General features: G+C 56.7%; 18 protein-coding genes. All 18 read right to left on the bottom strand.

Translation table 11 applies throughout. From position 1 onward, the window contains the following. Window position 1: 1 nt before the first annotated feature. Window positions 2-2,176: a hypothetical protein gene (locus J3348_RS01140; protein WP_207698103.1), complete on the bottom strand. Its 2,175-nt coding sequence runs from the start codon at window positions 2,174-2,176 to the stop codon at window positions 2-4. A gap of 5 nt (window positions 2,177-2,181) precedes the next feature. Beyond that, window positions 2,182-2,334 (bottom strand): hypothetical protein, encoded by a 153-nt coding sequence (locus J3348_RS01135; RefSeq protein ID WP_154276181.1) that lies wholly within the window; start codon window positions 2,332-2,334, stop codon window positions 2,182-2,184. Window positions 2,335-2,336: 2 nt separating this feature from the next. After that, window positions 2,337-2,885, bottom strand: coding sequence for a phage tail assembly chaperone (locus J3348_RS01130; RefSeq protein ID WP_097780282.1), 549 nt, complete (start codon window positions 2,883-2,885; stop codon window positions 2,337-2,339). 11 nt (window positions 2,886-2,896) lie between these two features. Beyond that, window positions 2,897-3,316, bottom strand: coding sequence for a phage protein (locus tag J3348_RS01125; RefSeq protein ID WP_097780281.1), 420 nt, complete (start codon window positions 3,314-3,316; stop codon window positions 2,897-2,899). A gap of 14 nt (window positions 3,317-3,330) precedes the next feature. After that, window positions 3,331-4,455, bottom strand: coding sequence for a DUF3383 family protein (locus tag J3348_RS01120; protein ID WP_207698102.1), 1,125 nt, complete (start codon window positions 4,453-4,455; stop codon window positions 3,331-3,333). After that, a complete protein-coding gene (locus J3348_RS01115; protein ID WP_207698101.1) occupies window positions 4,452-5,132 on the bottom strand; it encodes a hypothetical protein in 681 nt (226 codons plus the stop codon). Before J3348_RS01115 ends, J3348_RS01120 begins: the two co-directional genes overlap by 4 nt. Beyond that, window positions 5,129-5,554: a hypothetical protein gene (locus J3348_RS01110; RefSeq protein ID WP_118527168.1), complete on the bottom strand. Its 426-nt coding sequence runs from the start codon at window positions 5,552-5,554 to the stop codon at window positions 5,129-5,131. The genes J3348_RS01115 and J3348_RS01110 overlap by 4 nt, the downstream gene beginning before the upstream one ends. 1 nt (window position 5,555) lies before the next feature. Then, entirely contained in the window at window positions 5,556-6,023 is a 468-nt protein-coding gene (locus tag J3348_RS01105) for a hypothetical protein (protein WP_242702826.1), read from the bottom strand. After that, window positions 6,014-6,397 carry a DUF4054 domain-containing protein gene (locus J3348_RS01100; protein WP_097780276.1) on the bottom strand — a complete coding sequence of 128 codons (384 nt, stop codon included), beginning with the start codon at window positions 6,395-6,397 and terminating at the stop codon, window positions 6,014-6,016. The genes J3348_RS01105 and J3348_RS01100 overlap by 10 nt, the downstream gene beginning before the upstream one ends. Window positions 6,398-6,400: 3 nt before the next feature. Continuing rightward, entirely contained in the window at window positions 6,401-6,571 is a 171-nt protein-coding gene (locus J3348_RS01095; protein WP_207698100.1) for a hypothetical protein, read from the bottom strand. Window positions 6,572-6,635: 64 nt separating this feature from the next. Further along, window positions 6,636-7,676 (bottom strand): DUF2184 domain-containing protein, encoded by a 1,041-nt coding sequence (locus J3348_RS01090; protein ID WP_242702825.1) that lies wholly within the window; start codon window positions 7,674-7,676, stop codon window positions 6,636-6,638. 20 nt (window positions 7,677-7,696) lie between these two features. Then, window positions 7,697-8,230 carry a hypothetical protein gene (locus tag J3348_RS01085; protein WP_118527174.1) on the bottom strand — a complete coding sequence of 178 codons (534 nt, stop codon included), beginning with the start codon at window positions 8,228-8,230 and terminating at the stop codon, window positions 7,697-7,699. Between the two features lies 1 nt (window position 8,231). Then, a complete protein-coding gene (locus tag J3348_RS01080) occupies window positions 8,232-9,539 on the bottom strand; it encodes a DUF2213 domain-containing protein (protein ID WP_242702824.1) in 1,308 nt (435 codons plus the stop codon). Window positions 9,540-9,576: 37 nt separating this feature from the next. Then, window positions 9,577-10,491 (bottom strand): minor capsid protein, encoded by a 915-nt coding sequence (locus tag J3348_RS14445; protein WP_207698099.1) that lies wholly within the window; start codon window positions 10,489-10,491, stop codon window positions 9,577-9,579. Window positions 10,492-10,984: 493 nt separating this feature from the next. Further along, window positions 10,985-11,746 carry a phage antirepressor KilAC domain-containing protein gene (locus J3348_RS01070; RefSeq protein WP_207698098.1) on the bottom strand — a complete coding sequence of 254 codons (762 nt, stop codon included), beginning with the start codon at window positions 11,744-11,746 and terminating at the stop codon, window positions 10,985-10,987. Between the two features lie 93 nt (window positions 11,747-11,839). Next, window positions 11,840-12,154, bottom strand: coding sequence for a YjcQ family protein (locus J3348_RS01065; RefSeq protein WP_097780436.1), 315 nt, complete (start codon window positions 12,152-12,154; stop codon window positions 11,840-11,842). Window positions 12,155-12,156: 2 nt separating this feature from the next. Then, on the bottom strand, window positions 12,157-12,345 hold the full coding sequence (locus J3348_RS01060) for a CPCC family cysteine-rich protein (RefSeq protein WP_097780272.1): 189 nt from the start codon (window positions 12,343-12,345) through the stop codon (window positions 12,157-12,159). Next, entirely contained in the window at window positions 12,329-14,815 is a 2,487-nt protein-coding gene (locus J3348_RS01055; RefSeq protein WP_207698097.1) for a phage portal protein, read from the bottom strand. The genes J3348_RS01060 and J3348_RS01055 overlap by 17 nt, the downstream gene beginning before the upstream one ends. Between the last annotated feature and the right edge of the window lie 16 nt (window positions 14,816-14,831).

Genomic DNA, 14,831 nt, shown 5'->3' with positions numbered 1-14,831 from the left:
CCTACTTTGCAAATGCCAGCGCACGGGCCATCTCGCCGGTAGCATCGCCTGCGGCCTTATCCATAGCCTCAGAACTCTTTTGCTGCCCGGCACGGTCGCCGTTGAACTGGTTGTTGATGTTTACGTTCTGGGTCACAGTGCGCCCACCGGTCGTGCCGCCGGTTGCGCCCCGCCCGGTAGCTTTGGAAACCACATTGGCTTTGGCAATGACCGACATTTCGCCGGTCATACCTTCCAGTGCATCCTTCACCTTCTTCTTGCCGGAAGTGATGCCCGATGCCATCAGGTCGATCATGTCCGGCATATAGGTGTGGAAGTCGCTCAGGGGACCATCCTCCGGCTCCGAGAAGCCGAGGAACGACTTGATCTTATCGGCTACGCCTTTTACAGCCTCGCCTACACGACCTACCGCAGACTGGATGCCGGATACGATGCCGTCGATGATGTCGGAGCCCCACTTCAGGGCTTCAGCCGGGAGAGATGTTATCCAGTCGATGGCCGCTTGGATGCCCGTCACAATGGCATCGCGGACGTTGCCAATCGTAGCCTTGATGCCTTCCAGCAGATTGCCTGCTGCCTCACGAATCTTGTCCCAGTTCTTCCACAGCAAAACGCCGATTGCGATTGCAGCGGCGATTGCCAGAATGACCGGGCCGAAGGCGCTGGCAAGAACAGAGATTACCGCACCGACCACCTTGATAACGGTGATGATGCTCTTTACAACAACAAAGGCCAGCTTAATAACGGAAATGACCGCTTTCACAACAGAAATAACGGTTGTAATCACGCCAAAGATAGCCGAGATGCCCTTGACGGCGGCTATGACAGCCACCACGCCCACGGCAATTCTGCCGATGGATTCACCGATGTCTGTCCATTTTTTCTTATCAACCTTCCCGCTCGACAATTCCTTGAAGAACTGAGCGATACCGGGGGCTACCTTGGCTACGGCTTGCTGTATCTCCTCAAACGCCACCACCGCCGCAGTTCGGATGCCCTCAAATATGGGAACAACCACATTACGGATGCCTTCGCCGATGTAGCCGATGGCCTGCTTGATCTTCGTCCATACTCCAACGATGTTCTGGCGCAGCTTTTCGCAGTCTACGCCAGCTCGTTCGAGCATGGTTCCGAGCAGGCTTTTGTCGCCCCGCATGAACGAGATGAAGTCCTCAATCACGAGGGCCAGCAACAGGAAGACCGCAAAAAAGGCCAGCGCCTTTCCGTGGCCCAGCCCTATTGCCCGCGCCAGCTTCGTAAAGCCGTTTATGGCCGCTCCGATTTTCTTGAGGTTCATCGCCACGAGCATGGCCGTGAACGCCGCAGCCAGAACAGACAGCACACGCTGTGAGCCGCCCAGCTTATCCGTAAGGTCGGTGAGCTTCTGGAGCCAGTCACGAATCATCGTCAGACCCTTTGCGCCAATGCTCAGAATCTTCTGATAGGTCGGCAGGAAGAACTGGCCGACTATCGTTTTGATTTCCTTCAGCTTGGCGATGTACCGCTTTTTGGTGCTTTCGTAGCTGTCGAGGCTGCGCTGGCAGTCGCCAATGGCATCCGGGCTTTGCTGGAGGATGGCCTGATAGTTGACCTGCATCTTCGTGAGCTGGTCCAACTTATCGTAGGTTCCCTTCAGGCCCAGCGTAGCCATCGCCTGCGCTCTGGTGCTGTCGTTCAGGACCGCACCCAGCGTCTTGGCGGCTTCAGACTCGCCCATGACAGCCTTCGTCATGGCGTTTACGGACGCTGTTTCGTCCATGTTACCAAACGAGGCAAGGTCGAGGGCCAGCGAGGTCATCTGCTCGGCCATTTCAGCGCCAGCTTGGCGGGTCATGCCAAAGCCGACCAGCAAGTTCTGCTGATCGGCAAGGTAGGTCTTGATGTCGTTTTTGTTGCGGCCAATGGCATCGGAGTATTCCTGCGCCCATTTATCGACCTCATTCCGCATATCGCCGAAGACAACATCGAACTTGTTCTGCATCTCTTCAATGGAGGATGCCACCTCAACGCAGCCATCAATGGCGCTTTTGATGCCCGCGACGGACAGCGTGATGCCGACCGCGCCGAGAACTTTGGAGGCCATCGACTTCAGCGACTTGATGCTGCCCTCTACCTTCTGCTCGGAGGCCTGATCGACTTTGTAGCCAAACAGGATACCGATGTCGCGTATGGTCATACTGGTCAGCTCACCTCCTTAGCCATATCCTCTACCCGGCCGGCTTCCACGTCCTGCTCCATGCGGTACAGCGCATAGAGCTTCAGAGCTTCGTCCAGCGTATAGCAGTTCTTCAGCTCCCACATGGATGCCAACCGGGCCTTGATGAGGATGTACATTCTCAGCTCAAGCTCTGTGAAACCGCTGAGGTCGAGGTCGCCGTAGCGTTCCGGGCCCGGGCCATCGTCTTCTCCGCCCACTCGGCGACTTTGCCAAATCGGTCGCCGAGCTTCTTGAAAAAACCGTTGTAGTTGGTGCGGATGACCTCAAACGCCAGAATGAACATATCCTGCACATCGGTGCAGAACACCTCGTTGGCAAGGTCTTCCGTAAGCAGGCGCACCTTTTCGCCCGGCTGCTCCACCGAGATGTTGCTGCCCGCGATCAGCAGGTGCTTCAGGATTTTCTCGACCTTATCGCCATCGAGCGAAGAGAAAGCCCCCGCAATCGCGGGAGCTGCATCTTCTACCTTGATGTCGAGCAGACCGTCACCCTCCTTTTCCGTATCCACGTCAGACAGCAGCGGTGCAAGGCCAGATACGAGCGGCAGAACGAGCGCTGCCAGTTCGCCGGTCATGTTCGCTGCTTTGAACGCCGGAAGCGGACGGATGTAGAAGATATTTTCACCCACGGTTACTTCGCGGGTTTCGAGCTGCTTCAGGTTATTCATCGGTGTCCTCCTTACTCGTTCATGGTGGCATCGCCGGTGTCAAGCTCCCACTCACGGTTGTTGGTCTCTTTGCCGCGAGTGACAGGAGCTTTCTTCACGCACCATGCAGCTTCCGTGCTGAACACCAGACCGCCCTTCAGGTCCTTAATCAGAATCGGGAACAGGCCGTTGCCGGTGTCGCGGTCGAGATCGACCATGCCGGAGAAGTACGAGTTGCTGTCGCTGGTCTGCAACAGGGTGAGCTTGACCTTGTAGGTGTTATCCGGCGAAATCGAACGGGCAATTTCGCCGTCACAGCCGGTCTTTTTGGTGATACCGTCGCCGTTCGGCTCAATGCTGATGAAGCTGTCGTCTGCATAGCCGGTGACAATGTGCGTACCGCAGGTGACGATAACTTCCTTCGGGTTGTAGGTCTTGATCTTGCTGGACATTTACTTTCCCTCCCTTACAGATTCTCGTAGGTCAGGCAACCCTTGATTTCCACCACATGGATAGCACCAGCAATGCGGGCAGAGAACTTGCAGTCCTTCAGGATACGGGATGCCTTCTGGGTGCTGGTCAGGTCTGCTGCCAGCGGCACGGACGTGGTGTAGCCCGGAATAGCATTACCGTCTGCATCATACTCCGTAGGAGCAATGCCGCCGTACTTCTGGCCGTCCTTCAGGGATGCAAGCATCTGGTTCTCAACAAGGCCGATGCCGTTGTCGGTGTAGGGAATCTTCGGGTTGACGATGAGCAGGTTCACGACACGAACCTGCATATCGTTCTGGAGCCAGTCGCGGAAGCGGATAACATCAATCCACTCACCGCCGCCGGTCTTGCCGCCCTGCGTGATGTTCTTGGATGCCACGGTGATGACATAGTTGAAGTTCGCAGCCTCCAGTTTCTTGATAAACGTGCTGGTCAGCTTTGCAGGAGAAACGGTCGCAAGCGGCATCAGCGCCCACGTTTCCTGACCGGCGTGGTAGTTCATCGCCTTGACGGCCGCAGCTACAGCCATGCCGTACAGGTTCTCAGCCGGGATGTCGTTCTCCAACTGGTCTGCCGTTTCTTTCGGGAAGAACGGGAAGCTGCGCAGATAAAGGCCGGCATCCACAATGGGTTTATCCGGATCCTTGTCGATGTAGCCGCACAGCTTGTTCTGGGTTTCGGTCCACTGGATGATTTCCTTGACCTTTTCATCCGCCAGGCCGACCGGGCAGATGCAGTACCAGCCATTGACGGCCAGCGCATTCTCCAGAACAGCACTTACGGTCTGCAATGCGGGGTCTTCGGTCTCCTTGTCCACGATGTCGCCCATAAAGGCAACATAGACCTCGTGGGGTCTGGGAGACTGCGAAAAAGCCACCCGTGCAGCCACGCCAACAGGGTCACTGCGTTCACCGGTGGCAGCGATGCCCAGCGCCGTCAGCTCCTCCAGACTGTTGTACACGCCGATGGCAGGTACATCCCCAGTCGGATTTGCAGGGGCAGGGCCCAGAATCAGGATATTGTCGAAGTTGGCATCGTTGGAGATGGGGGACGCCAGCGAGATGTCAACGGTACAAATCCTATCGAGGCTATTGCTCATATATCTTTTTCCTCCTTTGCAAGTCGGTTATTTATCTCGGCATTCGTGAAATATTCGCCCTCATGGGCAGTCATCTCCGAACTGCCGCCGCCGCTGGGTGTCGGGGTTACCTGCGGCTCAATGTTGATGACATCATCAGCTTGGATGTCATCTTCGCCATCGGAATGCTTCACGCTGTCGATGTCCAGCGTTCCGGTAATGCCGATGGCCGTCATGGTGAAATAAACCGCGATTTCCAGCATTGCCCGGAACTCGTAGTTGGTATCATGCACCAAATCGGTCAAATCCTGAACTGCCGTAGGAACGACAATGGCGATGTCATGCTGGTGACACCACTGTGTTACGAACGGGGAGTTCAGGAAACTCTCAAAGGCCAGCATATCATCTTCAGCCGTGTTTTCGGCAATGGGGGTGAAGCCCGGTGCCACTTCTGCCTGCCTGCCATGCGTGAACAGATCAATCTGCACAGGAACAGATGCAGGATAAAAGGCTACCGGTGTGCCTTCAATGATTTTGACCGGCGGGTTTCTCGACCGGTTGACGGAGCCGGTGGTCAGCGTGACCAGCGGACTGCCGGGCTTTGCTACAAAGCTCTGCTTGGCATACGTCACGGTTGCTCCAGCAAAGTACGTTTGGGTAAGCTGCACAAGCAGCTTCTTCAGTTCGGCAAGCGTCATACGCAGCAATATCCACCTTTCCCATCTGCTCGGATTTCAGGGCGCGGCATACGGTTGGCCTCTGCTGCTGAAACCTGAACAAACTCGCTGCGGCAGTGACCCACCATCGTGTGGTCCCACCCCAGCGAGCTGACACATTCATACCAGTGTCCTTCCGGGTCCATCCGCCCCTGATAGAAAAGCCAGTCGGCTCTGCGGCCGGCAGAGCGGTCTGCGGTATGGAAAACGAGATCACCGAAAGCCTTCATGCGCTTTACGGTGTTCTCACCTTCCGGGAGCGCCTGAAGCTCATCTTTGGAGAGCGGCTGAACATTCAGGGACGTGATGAAGTCTTTATACCCGGAAACCCCATAGCCATCGACAATGTTCTCCTCGCCGAAGCGACGCACAACAAATGCTCTGCGAAAAATGCCCAGCCCCATATCAACCACTTCCTTTCTTGCGAATGACGTATTTGACGGACTGCCGCATTCTGCCGGTGTCGATCAGCGGTTTGTCCGATTTCTTCTTGCGGATGGTGGAGGGCGCGTTCGGTTCATAGCTGCCGCTCTCGATTTTCTCTTGAACTAAGCCCACGCCGAATACACCAATTTGCTTCAGGCTTTGCTCGGCCGTTCCGCCAGCAGTAATAGCCTTTAGCTGCTGTGCGCACATGGCATTGATGGGGTCAGCATTCTCATCAACGCTCTTGCGCAGAAATGGCCGGGACGGCGCGGTCGAAGTTCCCAGCTCGTTCCACATGGCGATTTGCGCCATATCAACGCCCCGGTCATCCGTGACCTTGCCCGCTTGGAACCCAACAAAAACTTCCTTGTCCTGAAGCTCATCAATTTGGCGGAAGAACTTTTCCCCTTCTGGGGTCAGCCGGTCCCACCCGCCAGTCATCGGCATTCACCCGCCGAACGAATCGAGATCACGACCAGCCGCCGCAGCGTCAAATACTCCAGACCATAGGGAGTCAGCGCCAGTTCGGCATCTGCCATCAGGTTGGTTCCCTGATTTACGTTGAAGCTGACAGACGTTTCGCCTTCAGTGTAGCTTCCAACGCGCAGAGCGTCGCCCACGCTGCCGTACTGGTTATCGCCATAGCCAGCCATTTTCAGACGATGTGCCGTCAGGAGTGCGATGGCTTGGTCATACAGCTTCCCGAACACCTTCTTGCTGATGAGCGGCGCTGTGAGGTTCAGCCATGCCTCAACGGTCTCATCGTTCAGCACGTCGAACTCGGTGGCAACCAGCCTGAAAATTCTGACGGCATCTTCCATGACTTATTTCTCCTTCGCAGCAGTGCGGCTCTTGACCTCGGACAGGTTTCCCTGCCCGATGAAGAACTTCACGATCTCGTTGTCATCATAGCCGGTGACATCCTTGGTTTCACCCGGCAGGATCACGGTAGCGCCGATGCTGATGATTTTGTTTCCGATATTCTTCAGTTTCATATCATGGCTCCTTTACAAAAAGATAGGAGCCGCCGCACAAACGTACGGCAGCTCCACGGGTGAGTCAGCAGATGCCAGTGGCAATCAGCATGGACATGGGGTAGTAGATGATAGCGCCTGCGGTGCGGGCCTCGCAGGGAACGACCATCTCCAGACCTTCAGGCTGCACAGGGTACTGCATGAAGGACAGCGGGTTCTCGATGGTGAACTTGCGGGGGTCGTTCTTGAACAGCAGTGCAACGCCCTTGCCATCGCTTTCTGCCGCATAGGGGTTGGTATCCACGCTGTCGGGGTCCAGCTCCGGGCAGGAGACGATGCGGGCAATATCCTTGATATTATCCTGAACGTACTTCAGCACGGTGGTTGCGGTGCTTTCGATGCGGCGGTTCTGAATCTCGATATACGCCTCGGACGGCAGGGCCAGAGTGTCCGGCTTCTCCACCTTCTTGGTGGTGCGGGCGACCTGCTTCAGCATACCGGTGATGTCGGCCAGAATCTCGTCCTCGGTCTTGTCTGCCCACTTGGTAGAACCCTTTGCGCCGGTCGCAGGGACGTACAGCGGCACATCGTTGTCCTTGGACAGAACGCCGCGCAGGCCGGTTTCCTCATCGCCGTTCCACGCGATCTTGTTGTTCAGGTAGTCGATCTGGTAGCGGGCGGACTCTGCCTTGCGGGCATCCAGCGACTTGCCTGCCATAGCAGAGGCACGCATTTCCTGAATGGAGTAGCCGTAGCTGTCGCCCAGAGACTTGATGATGGCGGTGGTGGGCTTACCCTTCACATCAGCACGGGGCAGGTCGGTGGCGTAGTTGCTGATAATCTTCGCCATGCCGGTCTTATCGTAGCTGTAGTAAGTGACGGTTTCTGCACCGGGGTTGATTTCGCTGGAGACCGGGAACAGCTTCAGCGCGGTGAACTCCGGGTACTCCACATCGTAGGACTGAGACTTGACGTAATCCAGCTCGCGGGCGAAGAACACGGAGGCATCGCCGGCATCATCGAAGTTCATCTGCGGAGTTTCGACCAGAGCGGCCGGAATCTTGGAGTGCAGCAGAGCGTCGTAGTCGTTCTGGTCGTATCTCATGGATTTCTGGTTATTGTTCATCTGATTTTGTCCTCCTTCTCTCAGACAGTAGGCTTGGCATCGTCGGTGGATGCAGCGTGACCGTCAGCGCCGCTCGCGGCAGGAACGCCGTACAGCTCCACCGGCGCAACGCCATTGCTGGCCGCGCCGATGAAACGACCGGGAATTGCGATGCCGCCCTCCTTTGCGAAGCATCCTGCCTCATCGCCTTCCACGATCATGTGCAGAGCATCACCATAGGCGGGTGCAGCGCCGGTCGCCAGACGTACCCAAACGCGGCCACGGCGCATGACACCGACGTTCTGGTTGTTCAGGACGTAGAGTTTCCCCTCCAAATCCTGCTGGCGGTCGAAACCGTTGATGACAACACCCTCGAAGTTATCAGCAGTGCTTGCGCTGGTCGGAAGCGCAACGCTGCTGCCCGGGACCTTGCCGGTGACAACACCAACACCGAAATGCAGCTTGCCGGTCGCCTCCTCATTGAAACGGGAGTCCACCGGGTAGTGGAACATATCGTAGATGCCACCTGCAACGCCCTTGCTGGTTGCATAGCCGTAGGTTTTCTGAACACCCATCTTACTTTTCCTCCTTCTTCATTCTGCGGTCAATCATGCGCTGGCGGGCCTCGGAAGCGGAGCTGGTCTGCTTCACAGGGGGCTTGCCATCGCCGTGCATCATCTGGGAACGCTGATAGTTGGTATCCTTGCGCTCGTTCATCTCGGAAACGGCCATGTCAAACGCTGCGTTGACGTAGGCGGCGCTCTTGCCGTCCAGATGCAGGGTGGGCTTCAGCTTGCCCAGAACGGCCTTCTTGGCGTCCTTGACGCTCATGGTTTCCAGACCATCCATGTTCAGGCGGTCGCCGACACGGACGACACGCAGCAGCTCGCAGAAGTCGTTGGCGGAGTCTGCGCGGTCTTTCTTATCCTGCGCGGCGTTGCCTTCATCGCCGTCGCCATCGGTCTGAGTACCGCCGCAGTCGCCCTCAGCGCCATCAGTGGTCGTGCCAGCAGCTTTCAGAACGTCGATAACTCCCAGCAGGGTGTCGATGTCCTCGTCCTGCTGCGCGATCACGCCCATTGCGCCGGGCATATCTGCCGGGTCGCCCTCAGAATCGCGGCGGTCACGGCGGTCTTTGACCTGCTGAACTGCATCCGGCTGTTCGCCTTCAGCAGTACCGGCGGTCTGCGCAGGCGGCTCTGCGGTAATACCGCCGTCGGCCGCAGTACCAGAACGCTCTGCGCGGCGTTTCTTAAACGCCTCCACAGCAGCGGCCAGCTCCTCCGGGGTGGGAGCGCCATCAGTTCTCTTGGTGGTGTTTTCCATGTTCAGTTTTTCTCCTTTCATGCAGTCGTGGCCCTGCCCATCAATGTTGAGCCGGGCCTGTTCACCAGCCCTCGCCTTATCGACAAGAGCAAGATGGTTGATTTCGATGTCCCGCTGAATGGCATCATAGGGTTGCCCCTCCCAGACACCGGGCGTTTCGTCCAGACGCAGGTTGTAGCCGCAGGACAGCTCACGCATTTTGTACTTTTTCAGGCTGTCGGTGTCGTGGATGATGATTTCTGCACGGACATCATCGCCGTCCCGGTAGCCCTCCGACAAAATCGTGCCGATGCTCTCCTCTTTCACGTTGTCTGTGTCAACGTAGCCAGCATCATGCGTTACGATGATGGGCTTCCCCTTGTAGGACGCAAGGCTCTTTTCAGCAAAGACTTCTTCAGGCAACCGCAGCTCCCGGCGCTCGGAACCGTCCGGGTTGTGATAAACAAAAATGCCCACCGATGTCACGATGGGATGGTCTACAAGGTAGCCCTCATCTGTGAAATAGGTGGCATCCAGCGGCAGGCTGTCAAAGCGCTGAACCTTCATATCGTTTTCCATATTGAACAACTCCCCTCTCAGGTCTTACAGGATGGTTTCATCCACGGCCATCTCCCCCTTTCGTGACCGGCAGGTCAACGGTTTTGATGTTGAAGACCGGCAGTGCGCAGCAGCGGCACTGGTAGTCTTTGCCGGGGTGACAGCGCCGCCCGGTCTTTTCATCGACCACCGGCGGGTTATCCCAGCGGAACCGCTTATGGTTCAGCGCAGCATGGCTTGGGCGAACGCGGCTATCGCCAGAGGTTGACCAGACGTACTCCACCACGCCTGCGTCCTGCTGTTGCTGCTGGGTGATGTCACCGTTCAGCTTGGCGATCTGGTCGCGGGCAAGCAGTTGGGCGTGTCGCCGGTCTACGCTGTACGTCCGCTGAATCTGCTTGACGATGGCCGTCGTGGTTTCGCCGTTCCGATAGCCCTCCAGCACGATCTGGCGCATACGCCCCAGACTTTCCTGCGGGACGGTCTTGATGAGCGCCACGTTGTCCTCGACCCAGCGTTCCATCATCGTTCTGTACAGCTCGCCGGTGTAGTAGTCATCCATCAGGTCGATGCCCAGCGTGGACTTGACGGCTTTCTTCCACTCACGGATGCTCAACTTCCGCGTGAGCTTTGCCATAGACTCGATCTTGCTGCGCAGGCCAAACATAGAGGTGCGCCGCTCCAGCTCCACGGTCATCTTGGAGAAAACCGTTTTGACCTTTGCAATCAGGTCTGAAGCGTCATCATGGCGCTGACCAGCTTCACGCTCTGCGCGGGCCGCGTCCCTGATTTCCGGCAGATACTCCTTCAGCAGTTCGTTCAAGATACGGATGTAGGCATTGGTGAGCCGCTGGAACTCGCGTTCCGCCTGCACAGGGTACTTGGATGAATATTTGCATATCAGGTTATCGTGACTGCCGAAGCGGTGGCGGAGCAGGTCTTGTACCATGTGTCCGTGGACGGTATCATTCACTGTTTTCGCCTCCTTTTCTGGTTCTGAACAGCAAAAAAGCGGCGATTTGCACCGCCGCAGTTGAGATTATGGCTTAATGCCCTCTGAGAACTTCTGATGAGTGCCGGGAAACGTCCCAAATGTGCTTGTGGGATAATTTTGTGTCAGAGGGTTGAAAGCCGGTGTATGGCTTTATTTGCGGCAGTTGCAAAAAGCCCCTGCCTGATGCTCGGCCCCGCGCCCGCACCGTTGGCAAATTTGAACGAAGTGAAAATTTGACAACAGGTTACGGTTTGGTTGGGTAAGGTACGGTTATAGTCGGACGCTCCGCCGGATTGTCCGGTGGACGTTCCTGCGGATTTTGGCCTGTTTTCGGCCATTTTTGAATATTTATCCAAAAACAGGTGGATATATTCCAAAAACAGCCAATTTCGTGCTTTGCGTTTTCCGACTATTTCGGTGATTGCGGTGGAAAAGCAGTTCTTTTCTGGTTTACAATCGCCTTGATGTCGGTTTACAATGCGGTGAACTGCGGTAAAACAGGCGGTTCCTTACACAGCAGGCGGAAGGTTTCACGGCCCTTCGGGGTGATGAGCGTCTGGGTCCCGGCCCAGTCGTTGTGCCGGCCCGTGCGTTCCTTCACCTCGAACAGGCCGTTGTTCTTTGCCGCATACGGCATCAGCTTGTTCTTCTGGTCGCGGTAGATGTACTTGTGTTCCAACAGCCAGACTACGAAGTACTTCTCCTTGATACCCAGCTCCTTGGCAGTTTCGCGGAAGTTGGTCAGCAGGTTCCGGGCCACCAGCTCATCAAAATACTCAGCCTTTGGCTGCATGATCTGGTTCTGCGCCGTCAGCTCCTTGATGCGGGCATCGCGGTCAGTCAGGGTCTTCTGCGCGACCAGCAGGGCCTTTGCCATAAGCTCCTGCGGGGAAAGCTCCTCCTGCCCGGCAATGTAGCCGCCGTTCTTGCGGATGCTGGGCAGCACCACGGCCGTGACCCACTTGCGGAAGGGTTTGGCCTCCGGCTTATCGCTGCGCAGGATGACGTTGTACAGGCCGGACTCGCTGATGATGGTGGCATTCTGCACGCCGCCAAGGGTGTCAATCTGACTTACCCCCTTCTCATCCTCGTCCAGACGGTCTGCAACCATGCGGCTGTTGCCCAGCCCTAAGACTTCGCACACATCCCGCAGAACGAACCACGGTTCGCCGTTCAGGTTCAGGGTGCGCACCAGTTTGCTTTCTTCGTATTTGAAAATCGTGACCTTGTTCATAATCTATCTCCGTTCCGTTTTTGAGATAGGAAATTCGGGCAAAGAAAAAGAGCGGTGGTTTCCCATCGCTCTTTGCTGTACGTTATTCGGTTCTCAGGTGATGATTTCGGCTACGCCTTTCGCAAGCTCGGCAGCTTTTTTCATCAGGGAGTTTTCTTGCAGGTACTCCAGTCCCTTCAGCGTGATACGCGGCGTAGAGCTGGAGATAAGGATGCTGCCATCCACGGTCCTCTGCACAGAAAAGCCGTCGATGTAGCCCTCCTTGGAAAGCATCTCCATCAGCGCCATCCAACGCTGGTCAGAGAGCTTCAGCGCCTTCGCAGAGATGCAGTCCATATTGGGTTCATCGTAATCCAGCGCCTTTTCCAGATACCGTAGAATGCGGTAGATGACTCTGAAGTTATCCATGCTCACTCCACCTGCTTTCCTGCTGCCCACGCCTCGCGGGCTTGGTTCAGGCTCATGTGGTTCTCGCAGTCCTCCTCATCAGGAAACTCCTCCTGATAGCGGTCATGGAACCACTTGCAGACATCGCAGACATCGCCGTCATCGACAAGTTCGGTCTGCCCGCATACCGGGCATTTAACTGCCTTGCTCATCGTCTTCCTCCTTCAGGTCCTTTTCCCTATTGAACTCGTAATACTTCATGGCGACTTCGGGCCGTGCCTCGCCAGTCTTTCGGTTGCACTTGGCTTTCATGTAGGTTTTAAGCGGCCCACCGGGAACACCGGTTGCGTACTCTGTCGTTTTGGTGTTGAACCGAACAACTACGCCATCAGGCCGAGCATAACCAATAACATCACCACCACAAGGCTGCTTCAGAAAGTCGATGCCCTTCTGCTGGTATTCCTCTTTCGTCGCAAAGCCCATCTCAGCCAACCCGTGGCGGGTGGCATGATCTTCAAGCCTTGCAGGAGAAGCAAACCCAGTGCAGGGGACGTTTTCGCCTTCGGGAGATACCGCAGGCCCGCTTTCGGTGGAGCCAGAGCTGCTACCCTCGCCCTCTGCGAACTGCCCGTTTTCATCCTGTGGGTGGTCGGCTTCGTTGAAGTCCACCCTATCTTTCATCTTAGCATTTTGTGCATCCGATGTCAAACCGGGATTTGACGATAAAACGTCGAGCAGCGCGGTGATGCTCTGGGCAAACGGCTGGAACAGACGTTCCGGATTCTGAGTGGACAGCTCGGCCACCTTTTCGGCGGTGATGAACCCCGGAGAGGCCATCTCGCCATCAGCGCACCGGATGCTGCCGTCAAAATCCGTGCAGAGGAACACATGGGACGGGCAGTACGGCGGTTTCAGGTCGCTCAGGAAGGCTACCGGCATGAGGTCTTTCGGCGTGATGCCGAACTCCTCCTGTGTTTCGCGGATGGCTGCATCTTCCGGGGACTCCCCCGCCTCGATATGCCCACCCGGTCCACCAACAGAGCCGCCCTTCAGGCGAGTGCCGCAGAGAAACCGGCCATCCTGCACAACAAGAACGCCGACACCGCGGTCAGTGTCGGCGGCATCGGCATTGGTGGTCGGCGGAGTGGCCGTAGGTGCTACGGTAGCGCTCTGTTCCTTGCCGCCCGGAGCCTGCCCCTGCTCAATGTTCTTCTGGGCGGCTTCCACGTCGCTCATGGTGCTTGGCTCAGTACCCAGCAACGACTGCAACAGATCATCCTCGTCATCCTCGGAGATGATGTCTTCGACATCAAACTCCTCATCGGACGCAAGGCGGCGGCGCACCTCGGTGGGGTCGAGCGCCTGCATATCGACGTATGCCTGCGCAGTCTGGGCCTTGACCAGAGCGGTCTGAGCCTTGGTCTGGTCAACTGTGGCCTGCTCTGTGTCACTCAGGCTCCACAGGGGCTTGAACTCCAGCTTGTAGTCGGGTTCCTCGGCCACATCGCCTGAAGCGATGCCCGCCCGGAACACAACGTCCAGCAGTGTGCGGAGGTTACGCTTCAGCATCAAGCGCTGAATCTTCTCCACAAAGTTGTAATAGCTCTCGAAGTCACTGTCGCCGGTGGCGTTCATGCCGGCCGGTGAGCGGCCAAACAGAATCGTCTGGGGGATGTTCGTCAGCGCGGACAGCATATTGCAGGTCGCGTCGATGACATCCTTGACACCGGAAAACTGGAACGTCTTGAAGTCGTACTGCTCTCCCTCGGAGTCAATGGCGATGCTGTTCAGCAGACCACGGGAAGTGTCTACAAGCTGTAGGCGCTTCAGCACTTGGTTCTCGCCGTCATCCGTGGTCAGCAGAGAAGCAAGACCCTTCATGCTATAGATAGCCTGCACGCTCCGCTCCAGCAGCTTCACGCTGTCGGTGTGGGCTGTTACGGTTTCCCGCAACGCCCGGCGAATGCGGACGTATTCAGGCATACCCCAGAACAGGTAGGTTGCATTGGAGGTCTGCTCCGGCAGAACGCCGTTGCGGAACACCAGACATCGGCTCTCATGGACCTTGAAGGAACCGTAGATGCTGGAAACATAGTAATATTCCGGCTGTCCGAACTTGGACACCCGGTTCCCAACGCCCTTCCCGCCGTAGTCCTGCTGGTACAGGCTGGCGTAGTCAGGCTGCACGATGGAGCGCTCATAGACGCGCAGCTCATCAATGCTGCGGATATGTTCCCAGTCAACAGGCTCCTCCAGCCCGCGCCCATCGTCGATCAGCATGACGATAAGAGCGCCGCCGTAGAGCCGCGCCCACTTGATTGCGGTAGCGGCTCTCTCTTCCCATTCGAGATCATCCAGAGCGTCTTCCACAAAGGCGTTCAACTCGTCGCTTTTCAGGTTCAGGTCGAAGCCATGCTTCAGCGCTTCCTCGGCAGGCGTATCAATGATTTTGGAGAACAGGCCGTTGCCCTCATACAGCCCGGTGAGCTGCATATCAGGGATGACTGGCTCCCGTTCAAACTTGTACGCCTCGGAGTTGTCCTGCTTGGTTCCGTACTTGTTCAGGAGGTTCACATAGCCATCCTCACGATGCGGACGCACAGCGCCGTTCTTCCGCCGGAGGATTTCACGGCCACGCTCATTCAAGCGCCGACGCTCGGCCTCATCTTCAGGTATGTGCATTGCGCTTCCTCCTTCC

Origin of the sequence: Faecalibacterium sp. Marseille-Q4896 (assembly GCF_017377615.1) — a bacterium.
GTDB classification, from domain to species: domain Bacteria; phylum Bacillota; class Clostridia; order Oscillospirales; family Ruminococcaceae; genus Faecalibacterium; species Faecalibacterium taiwanense.
Note: the sequence above shows the minus strand (reverse complement) of the source record. Positions and strands in the feature narration are given on the sequence as shown.